This is a genomic window from Wolbachia pipientis (assembly GCA_023052945.1).
Taxonomy (GTDB): domain Bacteria; phylum Pseudomonadota; class Alphaproteobacteria; order Rickettsiales; family Anaplasmataceae; genus Wolbachia.
Genome location: CP095495.1, coordinates 442,879 through 463,151, shown reverse-complemented (window position 1 = coordinate 463,151; position 20,273 = coordinate 442,879). Strand labels below are relative to the sequence as shown.

At 34.3% G+C, this 20,273-nt stretch carries 13 protein-coding genes, 1 tRNA gene and 1 pseudogene; 5 read left to right on the top strand and 10 right to left on the bottom strand.

All coding sequences use genetic code 11. From position 1 onward, the window contains the following. Positions 1 to 79 precede the first annotated feature (79 nt). The 8 genes from MWH06_02205 to MWH06_02170 form a co-directional block, all read right to left on the bottom strand. Entirely contained in the window at positions 80 to 916 is an 837-nt protein-coding gene (locus tag MWH06_02205) for a P44/Msp2 family outer membrane protein (GenBank protein ID UPA55460.1), read from the bottom strand. 115 nt (positions 917 to 1,031) lie between these two features. Continuing rightward, on the bottom strand, positions 1,032 to 3,074 hold the full coding sequence (locus MWH06_02200; protein UPA55459.1) for a type IV secretory system conjugative DNA transfer family protein: 2,043 nt from the start codon (positions 3,072 to 3,074) through the stop codon (positions 1,032 to 1,034). Between the two features lie 30 nt (positions 3,075 to 3,104). Beyond that, positions 3,105 to 4,097, bottom strand: coding sequence for a P-type DNA transfer ATPase VirB11 (gene virB11 / locus MWH06_02195; protein ID UPA55458.1), 993 nt, complete (start codon positions 4,095 to 4,097; stop codon positions 3,105 to 3,107). 1 nt (position 4,098) lies between these two features. Continuing rightward, the gene (locus MWH06_02190) at positions 4,099 to 5,598 is read right to left on the bottom strand and encodes a type VI secretion protein (GenBank protein UPA55457.1); all 1,500 of its coding nucleotides are present in this window, start codon (positions 5,596 to 5,598) and stop codon (positions 4,099 to 4,101) included. Positions 5,599 to 5,614: 16 nt separating this feature from the next. Then, on the bottom strand, positions 5,615 to 6,415 hold the full coding sequence (gene virB9 / locus MWH06_02185) for a P-type conjugative transfer protein VirB9 (protein ID UPA55456.1): 801 nt from the start codon (positions 6,413 to 6,415) through the stop codon (positions 5,615 to 5,617). Further along, positions 6,402 to 7,082 carry a type IV secretion system protein gene (locus MWH06_02180; protein ID UPA55455.1) on the bottom strand — a complete coding sequence of 227 codons (681 nt, stop codon included), beginning with the start codon at positions 7,080 to 7,082 and terminating at the stop codon, positions 6,402 to 6,404. The genes virB9 and MWH06_02180 overlap by 14 nt, the downstream gene beginning before the upstream one ends. 72 nt (positions 7,083 to 7,154) lie before the next feature. After that, a complete protein-coding gene (locus MWH06_02175) occupies positions 7,155 to 8,237 on the bottom strand; it encodes a GTP cyclohydrolase II (GenBank protein ID UPA55454.1) in 1,083 nt (360 codons plus the stop codon). A 31-nt stretch (positions 8,238 to 8,268) separates the two neighbouring features. Then, a tRNA-Leu gene (locus MWH06_02170) sits at positions 8,269 to 8,356 on the bottom strand. Between the two features lie 175 nt (positions 8,357 to 8,531). On the opposite strand from MWH06_02170, the gene MWH06_02165 reads away from it, so the two are divergent. Then, positions 8,532 to 9,806: a metallophosphoesterase gene (locus MWH06_02165; GenBank protein UPA55453.1), complete on the top strand. Its 1,275-nt coding sequence runs from the start codon at positions 8,532 to 8,534 to the stop codon at positions 9,804 to 9,806. Positions 9,807 to 9,833: 27 nt separating this feature from the next. On the opposite strand, the gene dnaA is transcribed toward MWH06_02165, so the two are convergent. After that, complete coding sequence (gene dnaA / locus MWH06_02160) at positions 9,834 to 11,216, bottom strand: chromosomal replication initiator protein DnaA (GenBank protein ID UPA55452.1); 1,383 nt, start codon at positions 11,214 to 11,216, stop codon at positions 9,834 to 9,836. A 326-nt stretch (positions 11,217 to 11,542) separates the two neighbouring features. Here dnaA and MWH06_02155 point away from each other — a divergent pair, with 326 nt between their 5' ends. Next, positions 11,543 to 12,280 carry a glutamine synthetase gene (locus tag MWH06_02155; GenBank protein UPA55451.1) on the top strand — a complete coding sequence of 246 codons (738 nt, stop codon included), beginning with the start codon at positions 11,543 to 11,545 and terminating at the stop codon, positions 12,278 to 12,280. Positions 12,281 to 12,357: 77 nt separating this feature from the next. On the opposite strand, the gene MWH06_02150 is transcribed toward MWH06_02155, so the two are convergent. Further along, positions 12,358 to 13,032: a hypothetical protein gene (locus tag MWH06_02150; protein UPA55450.1), complete on the bottom strand. Its 675-nt coding sequence runs from the start codon at positions 13,030 to 13,032 to the stop codon at positions 12,358 to 12,360. 207 nt (positions 13,033 to 13,239) lie between these two features. Here MWH06_02150 and MWH06_02145 point away from each other — a divergent pair, with 207 nt between their 5' ends. The 3 genes and pseudogenes from MWH06_02145 to infB all read left to right on the top strand — a co-directional run bounded on the left by MWH06_02145 (position 13,240) and on the right by infB (position 20,265). After that, positions 13,240 to 16,281: an efflux RND transporter permease subunit gene (locus MWH06_02145; GenBank protein ID UPA55449.1), complete on the top strand. Its 3,042-nt coding sequence runs from the start codon at positions 13,240 to 13,242 to the stop codon at positions 16,279 to 16,281. Positions 16,282 to 16,369: 88 nt separating this feature from the next. Next, a complete protein-coding gene (nusA, locus tag MWH06_02140) occupies positions 16,370 to 17,932 on the top strand; it encodes a transcription termination factor NusA (GenBank protein ID UPA55723.1) in 1,563 nt (520 codons plus the stop codon). A 9-nt stretch (positions 17,933 to 17,941) separates the two neighbouring features. Continuing rightward, positions 17,942 to 20,265 (top strand): annotated as a pseudogene (gene infB, locus MWH06_02135) (translation initiation factor IF-2). Positions 20,266 to 20,273: the final 8 nt, after the last annotated feature.

The following is a 20,273-nucleotide window of genomic DNA, read 5'->3' as shown; positions in this document are numbered from 1 at the left end:
ATCTATATTTTACTAGATCCTATGGTCAAGCCATAGGATGACAGGAACGGTTTTATGCATTTTTTAAAGGGCAACATGTTTAAGCTTTGCTGGCAAAGTGGAAAGTAAGACCAGCTTCTATGCCGTGTGTGTGAAATAGTTGATTACCTACATTTATATTCTCTTCTAGTGCATCTTTTTCATCAATAATACTAGATGTACCATCTGCTTTTTTTACTTCTTTCTGCATTGCTTGAAATGTAAAATTGTTACCCATAACACCAAAACCTCTATATCCGATATGCATATTTACATCTTCATTTATGCGATAATCAAGGCCAGCTTTTAATTGACCTGCGGGTCTTATTGACGGTTTTTCAAACATCGTCATTCTTGTTGCACCGATTCCAATACCAACGTAAGGAGAAAAAGAGAAACGGTCACTTTTCCAATGATGATAAACATTTGCCATTACAGATATGTTCTCAATTTGGTCATGATTCACTATAGCACCATATAAATGTTTTTCTTCTGCACCATTTGTATCTTTAACTACTTTTACGTATGAAGCAGTCATTTGACTGCTTGCTAAACCAATATTATCCACTTTTACAGAAGAATACATCCCTTCCAATTCAGCCCTATAGCTGTTGTTACCCAATTCTCCTGTGTAACCAAGTGCCACATTTGCAGCAAAAGGTGGATTGTAATCTCCTTTATACTTACTTAGCAATTGACCTTTTGTATTCTGAGCACTCCTGTCATTTATAGACAAATTTTTGATACCTGTAGTGCTTGTTTTTAGTTCACCCGTACTATTAAAAAATTGACCATAATACCCACTGCCGAAGTAAAATCCTTCTGTTTCACTTGCAAAAGATTGTTGTGACAACAGCAAAGCAAGTGCTGTAACTGCTAACGTTTTTTTACTAATCATTACTACTCCCCTAGTTAAAATAGCTAATCTAATACTAATTAATTAAAAATGGCTTAATATGAAAAACCTAATTATCTTGCACTTTTCTAAGCTAAAAAATAGGCAAAATCAACCTTTATTTTTGATCATTTTTTAATTTATCGTCAATATCCTCATCTTCAAATTCATCCTCCTCGTCTTCGTCATCAAATTCATCCTCTTCTTTTTCGTCATCAAACCCATCATCGCTCCTCTCGTCATCAAACCCGTCATCATCATCTTCAAACTTATCGTCAATATCTTCATGATCAATATCTTCGTCTGCAAATTCATCTGATTCATCATACACTGCATCTTCTGTTTTAGTTTCAGCAGGATAATCAACTGAATTAGGCTCCTCAAGAGCATTATTCCCCTCGTTATTAACCTTATCTTTGCTCGCAGCAGCAGAAAGAACTTTGTTTGGGTCATATGGTTCTTGTGTAGGCACACGAGTTTGTTTAAGCAGCCTTCTTGTGAAGGTGGTATCACTGTAGTACAAAATTTTCTTTGATTTAATTGGGTAAGTCGACTCTATTAAAATTATCTGATCGTCGCGTGGCAACATAATAACTTCTTGAGGCAATAGCAATGCCCTCTGTGTTTCAGAGATATGCAACGACCTTGAAGCAGGATTTAAATCTAAAAATTTAGGCTTATTCAACGATTCTTGTTGTACAGTTTTGTTTCCTATAAGTTGCGATATTAAATTAGCTGTTTCAATATTATTGGCTGCAAAAGTTATTCTGTAAGTCGAGTTTGACAAAAAGGAGTTCATTCCTGCTTCTTCGTATATTCCTTTGAGCTGCTCAGTATCTTGAACAATTAAGAATAACCTAACTCGATAACCACGAAAATATGCAATACCTGTTTGAAATTGCTCCATTTTTCCAAGTGTAGGAAACTCATCCATTAAAAACAATACGCCATAAGGCTCGTCATCCGATGGCAATTTTCTACATAAAAACTCAGTTGCCTGTTGGTAAAAAACCTGCATTAAAGGCCTGAGCCTAGTCAAATTGTCAGGAGTTAAACCAACATAAACTGTAGTTTTCTTCTTTTTAAAATCTAAAATATTAAAATCACTTGACGCAGTTGCAGTATCAATCAATGGGTTTGCCCATAATTCAAGCGATGAGTTCATAGTTGATACAACACCCGACCTTTCCTTATCAGCTTTTTGTAAAAAAGCTGCAATATTCATATATGCTACAGGGTGTATTATTTTACCCATTGTATCAAGAGCAACAGCAAGATTATAAACTATGTCATCACTACGCATCGTACGCACAACTTCACCAAAAGATTTAACTTTCTCTGGTGCAGCAAGTAAGTATAACACCACTCCAACAAATAAGCTTCTTGCTTCATTTTGCCAAAAGTCTTGTTCAGGCATGATGAGGTTAGCTATTTTTTGCACATCGTCAACCATCTGTCCAGGTTTTTTACTAATCCATTGTAATGGATTGTAACAGTGACTTATTCCATCTGGCTGCGCTGGATTCCATACGTATACTTTTTGTCTTTGTCGTTCTCGCCAACCACTTGTTATTTCATAGTTTTCTAATTTTATGTCGTGTACAATTACCGAGTCAGTCCAAAATAATAAATTAGGAATTACAAAGCCAACACCCTTACCAGAACCTGTAGGTGCAAATAACAATGCATGCTGAAACCCATCAGCAATAAAGTATCCTCTTTTATCTTTACCAAGCAATAATCCCTTTTTGCTTCTTAATCCTGCTTTTCGTATGTCTTTCTCTGATGCCCACTGCGAGTCTCCATGAAGTGATTCTTTCTTTTTAAATGGTCGCCACTCAATTATCCTTTCTCTTAAATTCCATGAGATAATCATTAAAACAACAATAGGCATTGTAGAAGATAGAATTAATTTAAATTTGAGCTCAAGGCTATATAACTCTGGGTGGTGCCAACAATATTGTATATGATCAAAAATCGTTGGCCAAAGAGCTTGAGGGAAAGGCGTCAAACTAGGATTGATTGCCTTAAAATCCACAGCATCCGGACCGTCAACTAATAGAAAGAACAATATACCAGATAGATAGAAGCAAAACTCAAGTACGCTAAAAGCTACTACACCTCCTATGAGAATATTACGTAGGTGATTTCCATTACTCATAAACTACTCTTTTTTAACTTATGTATAAATTTAAGCATTTTCGCTCGCAGATCTAGTAAATAATATCTCAGAAATGCTTCTTTTGCCCCCACCGGTTCTTTTTAGCTGAATAACAATATCAATCACATTTCTAATGTATGGTATAATTTGGTCTGGAGGAATGCCAAGATTTGCCTGCATAACCATCAATTTTATTTGCTCAAGGGCCATTTTTGGACTATCCGCATGAAGGGTTGATATTGATCCAGGGTGACCAGTATTTATCGCCCTAAGAAAACTAAAAGCTTCCGCTCCACGGAGCTCACCAACTATTATTCTGTCTGGCCTTAAACGTAAGCACGCCTCTATCAAATCTTGAGAGGTTACTTTTGCTCTGCCCTGCCCTCCTTTGGAGGCAATCAGATGCACTCTATTTGGATGATCGTTCAAAACGATTTCCCTTGCATCCTCAACAGTAATAATTCTTTCCTCAGTTGGAATAGCACGCAAAGTAGCATTAGTAAAAGTAGTCTTACCAGTGGAAGTTCCACCGCTAATTATAATATTTTTCTTACTTATTACAGCGTATTCTAAAAACTCTTTTATTTTTTTTTGCCTTAACAGTAAATCCAAATGACGGTCAACTGGATTATCAGTTGCTTCTGTAACAGTTTCAGAAAAAGCCCCCATTTTTTCGTAATCATCGAGTGCTAATTGCATACTAGAAGGCTTACGAATCGACATGACTACTTTATCAGGTTCACATGCTGGTGGAAATACTATCTGTATACGATAACCATTTGGTAATGTTGCCGAAAGTAAAGGTGCTTCTTCGCTAAGTTTTTGTTCTGTAGCTTGAGCAATCAGTCTGCCAAGAGATTTCAAATGGTTAAGATCGAATACTTCTAATTTTTCACACCTTATTTCACCGCGATTTTCAATCCATACTTCCTTTGGCTTATTTATTGATATTTCATTTACGCCTTCTTCTTGAAATATGCCTTGTAATGGCTCCAAATATGTATCAAGTGCAGCATAATTCATTTCATTGATTTAATATTGCCTGTGAAGGAAATACTATATCTTGGTTAACAAATACTTTCAATGCGGTGCCTTGATCGACATAAATAGTTGGTTTTTTATCTGTATATCTGCCCACTATATCTCGCATGTCTTTAGAAAAATCATTGATTGACTTCCCGATTGCTTCATCATAAACAGATTTGCTTCTTTTCTGAGTTTGCCTCAACAGTTGACGTACATCGTCTAAAGTTATAACGATATTGTCACTAGTAATTGCATCAACTCCACTAGCTCCAGAACTTTTTATCACACTTACTATTTCTTCCTTTATTATTCTCAGTAAATCCTGATCACTTTTAGCATTCCGAATTTTTTCAATAGCCCTAAGACCCAATTTCCATTTTTCGTCTCCTACCTTCCCAACTTCAGTTTTTATTATAGCATCCTTCAATCTCTCAACAATAGCCCCTTTGAGAGAAGAAATATCTATTTCAGTTGCAGTGATGGATCTCACCGCATCCATAGCAGTTAGCGTATCAATAAGATTAGAAGCCTTTTGACCTACAACAGCTGAACCAATTGAAACACCAGCAAGTGCCACTGAAGAGAATAACGCACTTACTATTTTGTTATCAACTATTCCAGCTATTCCAGCTCTGCCAAGTTCATCCGTACCAAGTGATGAAATAGCAATATCTATTCCATGAGGAAGAATGACCCTACTCCAGTTTATATTTACACGAGCTCTTGCAACATTCGAGTCAAATGAATAACTACCTATCAATCTTGAGCCTTTAGGTATTAAAACTGTATCACCAGTTTCTGCATAAACATCTCTACTCACCACAGCACGCAGCATTCCTTGCAGATCAGAGTTTATTGCAGTTTCAAGAACAGCATCAATAATTTTACCTTGAGTAATCATTAAACCAAGCTTTCCTACTCTGGTAGCTTTGCTCGATTGTGCTGAAGTGTCAGATAAAATAGCATCAGCAGCCTTATTCTCTCCACCATCACTTGAAATTGTTAACATTTGTGCACTACGTCTGTCTCTAGGATAACCGCCACCCCCTATTGTAGGAAACGAGGTAGGTAAATTGCCCATAACATTACTAGAAGGAAAATTTTGCTTTGGCAAAATAGGTATATTTGACACAGGAGTTTCTTTTGGTTTCTCTTCTTCTTTCCTAATTTGTTTTATTTCTGGTATGATTGGTGGTGTAGAAAGAGGAGGTAAGGGCGGTAAGGGATCAGTTATTATTCTTTCAGGAACCATTACATTATCTGGAACTTGTTCTAACTTTCCCTTCAATTCTTGAACATTTTGCTTTGTTTCCTCTTTTTTAATAACTTCTGAACCCTCTTTATGAGAAGGACTAAAATAGAGATAATACACTCCACCAACCAGAAGCACTAAAATAATGACCATCAATGCCCTATGACCTTGATTAGAGCCAACTGTTACTACCTTGTTCTCTATTTCTGATTCATCTTCTGAATTGTTACGCCTTTCTTTATTCATATTGCATATACCACAGCTAAAGTGACCTATTTATAATTTCAACTTCACCATCTTCATAACGCATAAATAGCTTTTTATGTACTCCTTTTATTATAACATAATCATCAAATAACAGCCTTTTACAAGGTTTATCCTCCTCTTCTACAAAAATCTGAGGTATTTTATTATTATTTCTAAATTTTAAATAGGTTAAATAACCATCATCAAATAGCTCAATCGGAACTATATCCGCATTACCACCTTCATCAATATATGTATAATTGTACTTCGTATCATTTTCTTGTATTATTTTTTCTGGCTTGTCTGTAGTATATTGCATTTGAGTAGGTAAAGAAACCTCATCTAAATCAACATCAAATTCACCTTCTTCTTGAGGATAATAAAAACGTACTACGTAAGATATATCCTTTTCAGCAGAATAATCGTGACCCACTTTCTTAGCATCAGTATCTGGGTATTTATCGTAGTTTGGCCTTGAGATTAAATCAAAAATGTAATTTCTTTTTTTAGTTGTCGTAATAATCATGTTAGTGCGGCTACTAACTTCAAATGGCATGATAAGCAATTTATTGTCATAAGGATTAATTTTCCAACTTGATGCATCACCAACAGCGATATTTTTAACTTTTTCTCCTTCCGCAAATTCAATATAAGAATAGTAACCCTGACTAAAAACCACCGTAAATACTTCATTAGGGCTATACACAAAAGTCTTTATTCTACTATCTACAGAAATAGGCTCATTATAATTAATGGATGCGTTTAAATTGCCACTTACAAGTAAAGCTAAAACTAATAATATCCTATACATATTCATCATCTACTCTATATGAAATAACTTGAAATCCTAATGGGTTAATATATCTTTGCTGATCATCCATTTCAAGCGATGCATATCTATATGACATAATAACTATCTTATTTTTTCTTGTGGAACTTCCATCTTTCCGTATAAATTCCACAAAAAACCTCACCTGAAGAGCATCGTTACCCAATTTTTGAATTGAGCGAATTTTAAATTCACTTTTGGTATCTGAGTATAAATTAAAAAGATCATCCATATTCTGTGATCCTACATAATTTCTAAATTCATTATACACATTAGGTGAGGAAAACAACCTCACCTTTGTATAATAGTTATAATTATAATGATGTGGATCAAAAACCTCCCTTGCTTTTATATACTCTGAAATAAAATAATCGTTTAGCGCTTCATCTGCAGAATACTGCTTTACTGTGACAGGATCAACTAATTGCACTATTCCCGATTTCTTGTCAATTTCTATAACAAATGGCTCAATAGTGCTACTTGTGCTAATTTTAAATATGACTAATATGCTGATAGAGATCGTTGCTAATAATATTAATGCAAATAAAAGTAGAATATTCCTTTGAGCAACAACTGTGCTGTAGCGGTTTGAATTCCAATTTATATCCTTATCTAACAATTCAGCACTTTTTTCTCGCTTAAAAAATCTTAGCATTTCAGTACTCTTAAAAATCTTAACTTGTGTTAATAAATATAGCAAATTAACAAAGTAGTTACAACAAAAAAGCTAAAAAACTCTTAATCTATGGCCTAACTTACCAAACTTTGTCTCCATATATGAATCGTTATATTTATTACGTTCCACAATAAGTGGTAGACACTTTGTAACTCCTATACCATTACTTTCCAATTCTGATAATTTCCTATCATTGTTTGTAAGTAATTGGATCTTGTTAATGTTCAATTTCTTAAGCATTTTAGCTGCAACAACAAAACTCCTTTCATCATCTTCAAAACCCAATATTCTATTTGCATCAACAGTATCAAGATTATGTCCTCTTTGCACACTGTACGCTCTTAACTTATTAGTTAAACCAATGCCTCTTCCATCTTGCATCAAATACAATATAATACCACTTCCAAAGTCAGCTATCATTTGAATTGCTTGATGTAACTGACTTCTGCAATCGCATGATAAGCTATCCAACAAGTCACCCGTATAGCACGAAGAATGAATTCTTACTAATGGTTCGTCATCTTTATCTGGATTGCCAATGATAATTGCATGATGTTCTCTTCCACCACTTTCTGTTCTATAAGATATGATATTTACTTCTTGAGTCTGTTTTAAAAATAATGATGTTTTGCACACTTCATACACACTCTGATTTTGTTGAAAATTATTTACGAGTAACGTATCTAGTACAATAATGTCATTTTCTTCACACCAATTTCGCATTTCATGCTTATTCTCAAAAGTCATATCAGCCACTAACGCGTATGGCAATAATTCTGAGAATTTAAGCAAGGCAACAGCATACTCATCTATTGTCTTTGAGCATTGCAACTCTTTTATGCTATCTTCCTTTGAACAGTTTATTAAATGGAGCAGTTCATCAAAATTATTCACCAACAGACGTTTGCTGTTATGTTCTTTATTCTGAGATATGTATTTTACCTTACTTGAAGTTAAAGTAACATATACATTACTTGATATAAGCTTGTATTGATTAAATAAATCTCTTTCTAAAGCCTCAGCAGCAGCAAGCAATAGGTAATTACTTTTATCATATATTACAATTGGCCAGCCGCGCCTGATTTCGCTGATAGCTCTTTCTACCTTATTGCTACTCTGATTTCCTATAAACATTTTTACCCATATTAAGCAGCTATGAAAAAACTGGTGCGGCCGAGAAGACTTGAACTTCCAAGGCCTTATGAGCCACAGCGACCTCAACGCTGCGTGTCTACCAATTTCACCACGGCCGCACTACATTCTAGTTCTTATATAATTATTTTAAATTATTTAATCATTTTAGAATTTTTCATCTAGAGTGTCAATCTGATACTAGAATAATTTAGAAATTACTTGTATAATTTGATTATAAATTTTAATCATTTAAGACAACCTTACTACTAATTTTTAACTTAGGTTTTTATACAAATGAATGTAGCTAATATCTTTATTTTTTTAGCTCTCTCTCTTATAACTAGCTTTCATTTCGTCCATGCACAGATATTATACACATGGTCTCAAGTTATTCCAGAAAATAAATTAAGCATACGTGCAATTACAGACAATGACATGTGTCCCATTGTTTATGTCGATGGCGAGGAAATAGAAATGCTGAATCGCAGCTCAATTAACAATGGTGATCATAACGAAACAGTTTGTGAACTGACAGTACAAACAAGTGCCAAAAACATTAGTATTGAGGATCTACGAGTTCCTATATTACCAGAAAAGGTTAATAAAATTGCTTTTATTGGTGACACGGGCTGTAGAATAAATATGTTATTTCAGCAGGAATGTAATTCGGTAGATAGCTGGCCTTTAAAAAAAAATTTAGATTCAATCGCCCTGCATAAACCAGATTTAATTATCCATGTTGGCGATTATCATTATAGACAAACAAAATGTAGAAATACAAAAAAGTGTGGCGATATTTATGGATATAATAAAGAAGTTTGGTACGCTGATTGGTTTGAGCCTGCAAAGGATATTTTATCACAATCCCCTTTCCTTTTTGTTCGTGGAAACCATGAGAGTTGTAATAGAGCTTATGAAGGATGGTTCAGGTATCTAGATTCATACCCCTTTTTGTCTGAAAAATGTGGAAACTTCGTTTCTAGTTGGTCCTTAGATGCTGGACCGATGAAATTTTTTATCTTCGACTCTTCATCCGGTGAGGATATTTTTACAACCCAAAGCACAATTGATGCTTTTGAGAGGCAATTTGATAAATTGATACAAAATAGTTCTGACAAGCCCACGTGGTTTTTAACTCATAAACCGCTTTGGAGATCTCCAAAAAAAGAATTTTTGACATTAAAAAGCCATGGTAATCTTACACAAATCGAAGCTTTTGGAGATAAGTTTCCAAGCAATGTTACTACCATAGTTTCTGGCCACATTCATATAGCCCAGATTTTATTAATGGATAATGTTCCAGACCAGATTATAGTTGGAAACGGTGGTGCATCATTACACGCTCAAGATCAAGAGCCTGTTTATCAAAATGTAGAATTTGACTATTCAAATGATAGAAACTACTTAGCACACGAGGTTAGAAACTTTTTTGGCTTTGGCTTTGCAATACTAAACTTAGATGATTATAAATTTACCTTCTATAGCCAAGATAATAAGGAAATACATTCTGCGAAGCTAACAGAAGATTTTAAACTTAAAGCGGATAAAACTATAGCCGACTCATTTTAGGATTTGTTATTAGCTATTTTAAAAACGCTACTTAAACATCTTTTTTAATCGATTGATTTCATCAGCAAATTTTGAGTCAGTTCTTATAAAATTTTCTACTTGTTTTACTGCATGTATAACGGTAGCATGGTCTCTGCCACCAAAGTTTCTCCCAATATCTGGTAGACTTTTTTGCGTAAATTTTTTGGCAAAATACATAGCTATTTGTCTTGGCCTTGCAAGACTGCGAAGTCTTCTATTGGATTGCATATCTGCAACCTTTATATTGAAAAATTCAGCTGCTTTTTTTTGTATTTCTTCTATTGTGATTGACCTATGATTTGACCTAAGAAGATCGATTAGGGTTTCACTAGCTGATTCTACCGTCATACTTCTTCCAATTAATGAGGTATGGGTAACCTTATTTAATGCTCCTTCTAATTCTCTTATATTAGATTTTATGTTCCTTGCTAAAAACTCTAGGACATCTTTCGGAACATACATATTCATCTGCTCCACTTTTGCCTGCAATATACCAAGCCTTAATTCAAAAGTTGTTTCATTAATATCTGCCACCAACCCCCAACCGAGTCGTGATCTTATTCTTTCTTCCACTCCATCAAGATCACTAGGAGACCTATCAGCTGATATAACCAATTGCTTATTTTGGTCTATCAATGCATTGAAAGTGTGAAAAAATTCTTCTTGTGTACTATCTTTACCACTGATAAATTGCACATCATCTACCATCAATACATCTACTGATCTAAATTGCTCTTTAAATAACATAATATCTTTGCTTCGCAGCGCTGTAATATATTGGTACATGAATTTCTCTGCTGATAAATATACTACTTTTCTTTTTTCTGATGGGGAATTGACTATGTGCCAAGCTATAGCATGCATTAAATGTGTTTTACCAAGTCCCACTCCACCATATAGAAACAAAGGATTGCTGCCTAATATTGGATCTATAGATTCTGCCACACGCTTTGCCGCCGTAAATGCTAATTCATTTGGCTTTCCCACTACAAAATTATCAAAGGTGAACCTTGGATCCAGCGGCGAACCAAGATTATGATTACTTTCCTCTCTGTTTTTTAATATAACATTAAAATTTGAATTCCTTTCCTCAATTACTTGAATATCAATAGAACGTATGCTTTTATCTTCGCTTTGCCATAATGATAATATTTTTTTCATGTAATGAACTGTAATCCACTCTTTTATAAACCTTGTTGACACGGATAAAAGAACTTTCCCATTTCTGCTACTGACAAATTTTAGCGAACTCATCCAGCTGTTATATGTTGCTTCTCCATAAAGATTATAAAGACAATTTTGGATTTTTTCCCAAGTAACATTGTGATCTGTTACTGTAATAATCTGATCAAAAAACATAGTAGAAACCTTAGGGCTAGTTAAGTTCATATACCACACCAAGAAAAAAGCAATAATTAGAAAAATATAAGACAATCAATAGTTTACTGCAAAATGAAAAGCTAATACTACTTAATACATACTAAAAATTATGGTGATTTTTTGATGGGTTGTAAAGGGTATAAAAACACTAAAATTAATCATTTTTATTTCAAAAAAATGAAAAATTTGTAAATGTCGCTTGTATCGAGGATTAGAAGCATGCTATTAAAAATAGTAATACATTATGTATAAATAAGATGTTAAACTTACTGGCAAATAAGTAAAGTATTCATATAAATATAGCTAACCTAATATAGATTTACTGAAGCAAATTTATGATTATATTAAGTAATTTGAGTTGTCATGCTGTATTCGGTATTGAACTAGAGTTTTACATTGAAGGAATAGAAAAAGAATATTTATTTCTGAGTAGCATCAAAAATAAAATAGCATCTCTTGAATTTTCTTGCGAGAAGGAGAATTCTACACATCAATATGAGATAAAAAGTGGTTGTTATACGAACTCCGACAATTTAATTAAGCATTTTGAGTTAGCGAAACAATTACTTACTGAAACAGTCCAGAAACTAGGCGGGAATGTTTCTTTTAAAGCAAAGCCCTATTTGGATAGAGCAGGCAGTGCATTAAATGTGCATGTTAATTTAGTGAATTCAAATAACGATAACTTATTTTATATCAATGAGCAAAAGTATAGTGATTATTTGATTCATAGTATTGGTGGATTATGCGCAATGATGAAAAAACATATGTTGTTTTTTGCTCCAAATGATGATTCATATTTAAGATTTCAGTACCCGGATATTCATACTCCAACTACGATTAGTTGGGGGGTAAATAACAGAACTGCTGCGATAAGAATTCCCTATTTTGGCAACGATTCCAAAAGATGCCGCCTAGAGCACCGTGTTCCTGGAGCAGACTGTAACCTTGAAAAAGTACTCACAGCAATAATTGAAGGTATAGTTTTTGGTATAGAGAACAAAATTGCTCCGCCAAATAGAGTGTATGGCATTACATCTGATTCTCAATATAAGATGGAGAGTTTGATATAGCAACTACCCCTCAAACCCTAACCCGTTAAACGGCCGTTGAATAATTGGCTGTTTTAGCACTTTCGTCACATTATCATTTACATTCCCGTACTGTAATAGCCACTCTGCAGCAGGTAGTTTCTGCGTCCTTTTAGACCCAAATCTACATTGATAAGGTTGCTCAGTGGCTGCTCAGGAAGTGGATTACCAAACACATACATGTATTCAGGGAGAGATTTCATCTGATTCTTTATAGAGCTATTTTGTGTAAGAGTTTTATCATCTGGCATGCCAAGAATAATTTTCTCAGGCACTACCATAGTTTTTGTATAATCAACAGGATTACTATTTCCAGTATCTATAATTTCATCAAGAATTGGTTCGCCAAATGCATTTATAGGGCCACCAAGTGATCCTTTCTCCATGCGTTCTTGTGCTCTTTTATTTTTTAATTCTTCTTCTAACTCAGCCTCAGTTTTTTCTGATTCTTTTACAGTATCTTTTTCTTCACCTTCATCAACACTGCTATACCCTTCATCTTCTGAAACTTTCTCTTCTGAAACACCAATAATTTCAGCAGGCTGTTCTTTTTTAGTTCTTATTTTATGAATCAGCGAAAGTAATAAGTAAGTAACTGCAGCAGCAGCAACTATAATGGCTATCTTTGCAGCAATGTGAATTGCTGTTAAAAATATTAAAGCTGATAAAGCCCCAGCTAGTCCAGACACAATAACTTTATTTTTGCCTTTTGTTATGTTTAGAATTGCCACCATAATAACCTCTCAAATACTGTTCCAGAATTATTATACAGAAATTTTCTTATACTTGCAACTTTGCGAAAATTTTAATTATTCGCGTAAGGTTTTAAGCTATACAAGGATTAATTAATATGCAACGTATCTCGACTATAATATTGTACAAACGCACATATTTAGTTAACATTCAACATGCAGAGCTTACTCATAGAGCGAAACAGGGCGGTGGTATTATTACTTATAGTAATTTTTATCTTCGGTTCATACGTTTATGTAAAAATGCCAAGGGAAAGTAACCCTGATATACAGATTCCTATAATCAGCGTGTTCGTTGGACTTCCTGGGATTTCTGTTCAAGATAGTGAAAAGCTATTAGTGCTTCCTATAGAAAATGAACTAAGATCCATTGAAGGTGTAAGAGAATTGAGAGCTTTTGCAACTAATGATGGTGCTCACATGATACTCGAATTTGGAACAGAGTATGATAATAAAGAAGTGCTCGATAATGTCCGTTCAAAGCTTTCAAATATAAAAGCGAAATTACCTGTTGAAGTGGAATCTCCAATAATCAATGAAATAAATTTGAGTCTATTTCCCATATTAAATGTTGGCTTAATTGGTAATTTGCCAGAAAGAGCCTTAACTGAAATAGCACGCAAGCTAAAGAAAGAAATAGAATCTCTGCCAAATGTTCTCAAAGTTGAAGTGGCGGGTATGCGTAAAGAAACAGTGGAAGTTATAATTGAGCCCACAGTTCTAACAAAATATAACATTCAATCAAACGAAATATTCCAAGCTATATCAAGCAATAATAGACTAGTGGGAGCTGGGTCACTGGAAAACGATATCGGTAAATATTCGATTAAAATATTAGGGTTATTAAAAGATATAGAAGATATTATGAATATTCCTATTAGATCTCAAGGCAATGCAGTTTTGAGAATCAAAGATATAGCAAAAGTATACCCTAGGTTTGAGGATCACCAAGGGTTTGCTCGCATTAATGGATTACCTAGTGTCGTGCTAGAAATTTCAAAACGTAACGGAAAAAACATAATAGACACAGTAAATCAAGTAAAATACTTAATGGATAAGGCAAAAGATCAATTACCTGAAAATTTAAAAGTGGTGTACTTAAATGACCAGTCAAAAAACGTCCGCGATGTGCTTGATGACTTGGAAAACGGCATAATATTCGCTGTGTTGTTAATATTGATCATAATGATGCTTTCTATGGGAACAAGGATTGCTATTCTTGTGGCACTCTCGATACCCGGTTCCTTTCTCATTGGGATAATAGCTCTTTACTTTATGGGCATAACCTTAAATATTGTTGTGCTCTTCAGTTTAATTATGGCTGTTGGCATGCTGGTTGATGATGCAATTGTGATTAGCGAATATGCTGATAGAAAGATGATCTGCGGAATGGACAAAATAGAAGCCTTTCACACTTCAGTTCGTGATATGTTTTATCCGGTTCTATCATCGACGTTAACTAAATTAGCAGTGTTTTTTCCTCTATTATTCTGGCCTGATACTGTTGGTAAATTCATGCAGTACATACCAATTACAATAATTCTAACTTTGACTGGATCGCTCATTATGGCTTTGGTTTTTATACCAACACTTGGTGCAATATTTGGCAAGCCTTCGATAACTTCAAAAAAAGAAATAAAAAAAATGAGTGCTATAGAAAGTGGTGAGATAAAAAATGCTGGGCCTATAATAAGAGCTTACACACGCATGCTAGAGAAGGTTTTAGATCATCCTAAAAAATTCATATGTGCTACTGTATTCGTCCTGTTTTCATTTAGTGTGCTGTACTTGACCTTTGGTCCTGGAGTGAAGTTTTTTCCGAAAGTGGATTCAGATAATATTTTAATCAGTGTTAAAGCAAAAGAAAGCTTATCAGCTAAAGAACGAGATCTGATACTCAAAGAAGTGGAAGAACGCATTTTGAGCGTTGAAAAAGAAATTCATGTTTCTTATGCTAGATCAGGAGCATTTTCAGACAACATTATCGCCAGAATTCAACTAGAACTTATGGATTGGCGCTTCAGGCGCAAAGCTAAGCACATATTAAACGATATAAGAAGCAGTGTGCAAGACATGAAAGGAATAATAATTAATGTTCAAGAGGAAAAGTTAGGACCGTCGGCTGACAAGCCAATACAAATTAACCTCAGCGGAAGTGCATCCAATCTGAATTTAGCAGCAGAGAAAATTCTAAAAATTATGGACCAACCTTCATCCGGGTTTATAAATATTCAAGATAGCAGATCAGCACCTGAAATAGAGTGGAATATGAGTGTTGATAAGAGTAAGGCTACAAGTTCTGGAGTAAGTGTTGCAACCATTGGCGATTTTATAAAGATGGTTACAAATGGAGTGTTGATTGGAAAATATAGACCAAATAACACGGATGAAGAAATCGATATTGTACTCCGTTTCCCCAGAAGGGACCGCAACATGAAGACTATAGATAATCTTTTTATCAATACAGTTGATGGCCCGCATCCTATGAGCAACATAGTAAAATATGCTCCCGAAAAAAAGGTAAACAAACTAAATAGGATTGATGGATTACGTACAGTGACAATTTCCGCTGATGTGGATACAGGTTATCTTGTTAATGAAAGAGTAAAGTTCATTCAGAATTCTGTTGCCCAGGATTGGGACAAGGGAGTAAAAATTGATTTTAAAGGCGACCAAGAAGATCAACAAAAATCAGGAGCATTTTTGTTAAAGGCTTTTATATTAGCGATTACACTAATGATATTGGTATTAGTGACACAGTTTAATAATGTATACCATACATTTATCGTAATGACAGCAGTGTTTTTATCTACAACATGTGTGTTTTTTGTTTTCTTTCTTATCCAACAAGTTTTCGTAGTTGTTATGTGTGGAGTGGGGATAATTGCTTTGGCAGGAATTATAGTAAATAATAACATACTATTGCTTGATGCCTTTCATCACCAAATTAAGGTACACAAAAATGACATCAAGCGATGTGTAATAAACGCTGCAATTTCTCGCATTAGGCCAATATTGCTTACCGTTGCAACCACAGTTCTTGGTTTAATACCGATGATTACCAGGTTAAATATCAATTTTTTTACGCTACAAATCACATATGATGCTCCATCAAGCCAGTGGTGGGTTGACATTTCAACAACCATAGCAAGTGGAATATTGGCTGCAACGGTCTTAACTTTATTCTTTACTCCTGCGTTGCTTGTCATACAAAGACATGAAAAAACTTGACTTAAATTAGCAATCATTTAACATTTAAGATAGCGTTCTTTGCCCGTTGAAGCTATAATTATAACTAATTACATTGGATTTATTTATTATGATTGCTAATCGTAAAAGCAGTGTTAAGCAGAAAAGTAACAAGAATAACATAGTTGGAAGCCTTGATGTAATAAAAACAGCAGGAGAACTTTCACTTCAAAAAGGTTTAGATTTTAATGTTGTAATAAAGGCACTAGAAAGTGCTATAGAAGCAGTGGCTTACCAAAAATATGGTAGCAAAAGTAAAATTGTAGTTAATATAGATAGAAATACAGGCAAAGTTACTTCATACAGAAAACTAAAAGTTATTGATGACGAATCAGATGGAGAAAAGAATACTGAGTATGAATCAATTACGCTGACACAAGCTAAATTAATAAAAGGAGATGCAAAAGTTGGAGATACTGTTAGTGAATTGCTCTCTCTTAACACTGATCTTGCTTCAGCAAGGATTGCCCAGCAAAAGATTGCTCAAATAATTAAAGATGAAGAGTCAAAAAAGCAATATGAGGAATTTAAAGATAAGGTGGGAGAAATAAGGTATGGTATTGTTAAACAAGTAGAATATTCAGATCTTATTATAGACATAAATGGCACTAGGGCATATCTTCCATTGCGAAATTTGACCGGTGGTGAATCATTTCGTGAAGGCGATAAGGTTAAAACTTACATACAGACCGTTAAGCGCTCTGATGATGGACGTCAAATTATTCTTTCTAGGACTCATGAAGGCTTTTTAGAGGCATTATTAAATCAAGAAATACCAGAAATTGCTGACGGGTTAGTAACAATTAAAGGTATAGCTAGAGACGCCGGCTCAAGGTCTAAGGTTGCTGTTTTCTCTCCTGACAAGAACATTGATCCAGTAGGTGCTTGTGTTGGAGTCAAGGGAGATAGAATAAAAACTATTATACACGAATTAAATGGTGAAAAAATTGACGTTATAAATTACTCCTCAGATTTGGGTCAATTTGTTATTAAAGCCATTACTCCTGCAGAAGTATCGAAGGTTATTATTGATGAAAATGAAAATTGCATAGAGTTAATAGTTGCTGAAGATCAATTGAGTTTAGCTATAGGAAAAAAGGGCCAGAATGTAAGATTAGCTTCAGAGCTTGTTGGATGGAAAATTGAGATATTAAGCACTCAGCAAGAATCAGAAAGGCGAAGTAAAGAACTTAGTCAATGTTCAGCTTTATTTGCTGAAGCTTTAAACTTAGAAGAGATTATGGGTCAGCTATTGGTAACAGAAGGTTTTTCAAGCGTAGAAGATATATCCAGCGCTTCAATTAAAGAGCTTGCTTCAATAGAGGGCTTTAATGAAGATATTGCAAACGAACTTCACAATAGAGCAAATAAGTACCTGAAAGCAGAAAATGATAGAAAAATAGAAGAGCTAAAAAGTTTAGGTATGGAGGATGATGTAATCAATTTAACTTTATCAATAGACAATAAAATTGCTCTTAGTAAACATGATATTAAGACTTTAGAGGACATAGCAGATTTATCAAGTTATGAGTTTTGCAGCATACTCTCTTCCTCAGCTGATAGTAAAGAAAATCTAAAAGATACAGTAGACTCAATAATCATAGAAGCACGTAAAAAGCTTGGGTTAATATAATAAAATAATATGAATAATGAAGATATCAGTAATAAAAAATTAACGCTCCAAGGCTTAAGCAAGCTTAAATTAGACCTCAATTTAAACTCTTCAGCTAGCCCAAGTACTGGAGCTGCAATAGTAAAAAAAGAAGAAAAAAATCTCATGATGCAGAAGAACATAATTTATTTGACGAGAGTAAATTAGGTTCTTTAACAGAGAAAGAACAAATTTTCCGCATTAATGCTGTGCAGAATGCTGCTTTGCTGAAAGAAAGAAATCAGAGAGAAGAAAAAGAGAAAACAGCAAAAGAAGACAGCAATAAAGAGATTGACGAGAAAAATGAAGCGGACACTTTATCTAAAGAAATAAATAAGAAAGTTTTAAGTAATACTCACTTAGTTGAACTAAGAGAAGATAATATTGACTATGAGAGCGACGATAAAAAGTCTTCTAAAGTCAACAAAGATATATATTCTAAGCATTCTAAACTGGTAATTGCACAGGCAATAGATGAAAAAACTGAACAACCCCCTGTATTTAAGCAAAGATTTGGTATAAGAAGTAGAAAGTCAAAGTTTACTAAGGGTAAAAATATATCAAGAGAAGTTATTATACCAGACAAAATAACTATCAGGGAGTTATCTATTCGTATGGCAGAAGATAGCAAGAGTGTGCTAAAAATGTTCAAAGAAGAAGTCGGTGAGAGTTATAGAGTAGATGATCTGGTGGATCCAGATATAGCATCTGAAATAGTGGAAAAATTTAATCATACGGCTAAACGAGTGAGCGATACCAACAGAGAAAAGGATTTATTTTTTATAGAAGGCAGAGAAAGCCTGCCTAAAAAACCTAAACCACCAATTGTCACTTTTATGGGACACGTTGATCATGGTAAAACCTCATTGCTCGATGCATTTCGTGAATCTAATGTTGCAGAAAGAGAGTCAGGTGGCATAACTCAACACATAGGTGCTTATCAAATAACGACAAAAGATAAGCAAAAAATTACTTTTATTGATACACCAGGACATGAAGCGTTCACTGCGATGCGTGCATGTGGTGCCAATATTACTAATATAGTTGTAATAGTAGTTGCAGCTGACGATGGAATCATGAAACAAACAGTTGAAGCAATAAATCATGCAAAAGCAGCAAATGTTTCTATTATAGTTGCTATTAATAAAATTGATAAATCTGAGCCTGGTGATGTAGAAAAAATAATTAATAGTTTGCCTCAATACGATCTCATCTCTGAAGAGCTTGGTGGTGATATTATGATTGTGCCAGTATCAGCAAAAAAGAAAACTAATTTAGATAAACTAGAAGAGGCGATTTTGTTAATCGCTGAGTTAATGAAGCTAGAAGCAATAGAAGATTGTCGAGCACTTGGATGGGTAATAGAATCCAAAATAGATAAAGCGAAAGGAATATCAGCTACATTGATAGTTGAGGAAGGAACGTTAAAGGTTGGTGATATATTGGTAGTTGGTACAACATACAGCAAAGTACGTAGTATGGTTAATCACCTTGGTCAAAGAGAAAAAGCAGCACTACCCTCCGCTCCAATTGAAATTACTGGTCTAAATGGTGTGCCAAATGCTGGAGATAAATTTGTTGTTGTAAACTCTGAAAAGCAGGCGCGTGAAATTGTTGAATACAGGCTAGAGTTGATCAAGAAAAAGAAAGAAGATTCAGACGACAATAATTTAGATATATTCAGTCGTAATAACAGTGAAACAGAAGAACTATCTGTAGTTTTAAAATGCGATGTAACTGGTTCTATTGAAGCAATATCAAGTTCAATTGATAAACTCGGTAAAGACCAAGTGAAATTAAATATCCTACACAAAGCGGTAGGAGGGATAACAGATTCAGATGTGCTGCTTGCAGAAGCATCAAGTGCAGTAATTTTAGCTTTTAATGTAAAAGTGGACTCAAAAATAAGGGACTTGGCAAAACAAAAAGGTGTAGAAATACATACTTATAACATAATATACGAGCTCATTGACGACATGAGAATGTATTTAACTAAAATGTTAAAGCCTGTTACACGAGAGGTTCGTGTTGGCTTTGCATCTGTGAGGCAAATATTTAACGTATCTAAAGCTGGTAATATCATTGGATGTTACGTAAGTGATGGAGTCATAAGAAAAGATTCTTTAATTAAGGTAATGCGTGGTGGCAAATTGGTGCATGAAGGAAAGTTAAAAGCACTACGTAGATTTAAAGATGATGTTAAAGAAGTAGGTGTAAACTTTGAATGCGGAGTATCACTAGAGGGTAATATCGATATTAAAGTTGGAGATATTTTGGAAGCTTATCAATTAGTGCAAGAAGAAAGGGTGTTATAGTAGATGGA

What these genes read in the sequence shown, in the direction of transcription:
- MWH06_02205 (UPA55460.1), bottom strand. Translation starts at nt 916, where the DNA reads ATGATTAGTAAAAAAACGTTAGCAGTTACAGCACTTGCTTTGCTGTTG.
- MWH06_02200 (UPA55459.1), bottom strand. Translation starts at nt 3,074, where the DNA reads ATGAGTAATGGAAATCACCTACGTAATATTCTCATAGGAGGTGTAGTA.
- MWH06_02155 (UPA55451.1), top strand. Translation starts at nt 11,543, where the DNA reads ATGATTATATTAAGTAATTTGAGTTGTCATGCTGTATTCGGTATTGAA.
- MWH06_02165 (UPA55453.1), top strand. Translation starts at nt 8,532, where the DNA reads ATGAATGTAGCTAATATCTTTATTTTTTTAGCTCTCTCTCTTATAACT.
- virB9 (UPA55456.1), bottom strand. Translation starts at nt 6,415, where the DNA reads ATGAATATGTATAGGATATTATTAGTTTTAGCTTTACTTGTAAGTGGC.
- MWH06_02150 (UPA55450.1), bottom strand. Translation starts at nt 13,032, where the DNA reads ATGGTGGCAATTCTAAACATAACAAAAGGCAAAAATAAAGTTATTGTG.
- nusA (UPA55723.1), top strand. Translation starts at nt 16,370, where the DNA reads ATGATTGCTAATCGTAAAAGCAGTGTTAAGCAGAAAAGTAACAAGAAT.
- MWH06_02190 (UPA55457.1), bottom strand. Translation starts at nt 5,598, where the DNA reads ATGAATAAAGAAAGGCGTAACAATTCAGAAGATGAATCAGAAATAGAG.
- MWH06_02180 (UPA55455.1), bottom strand. Translation starts at nt 7,082, where the DNA reads ATGCTAAGATTTTTTAAGCGAGAAAAAAGTGCTGAATTGTTAGATAAG.
- virB11 (UPA55458.1), bottom strand. Translation starts at nt 4,097, where the DNA reads ATGAATTATGCTGCACTTGATACATATTTGGAGCCATTACAAGGCATA.
- dnaA (UPA55452.1), bottom strand. Translation starts at nt 11,216, where the DNA reads ATGAACTTAACTAGCCCTAAGGTTTCTACTATGTTTTTTGATCAGATT.
- MWH06_02175 (UPA55454.1), bottom strand. Translation starts at nt 8,237, where the DNA reads ATGTTTATAGGAAATCAGAGTAGCAATAAGGTAGAAAGAGCTATCAGC.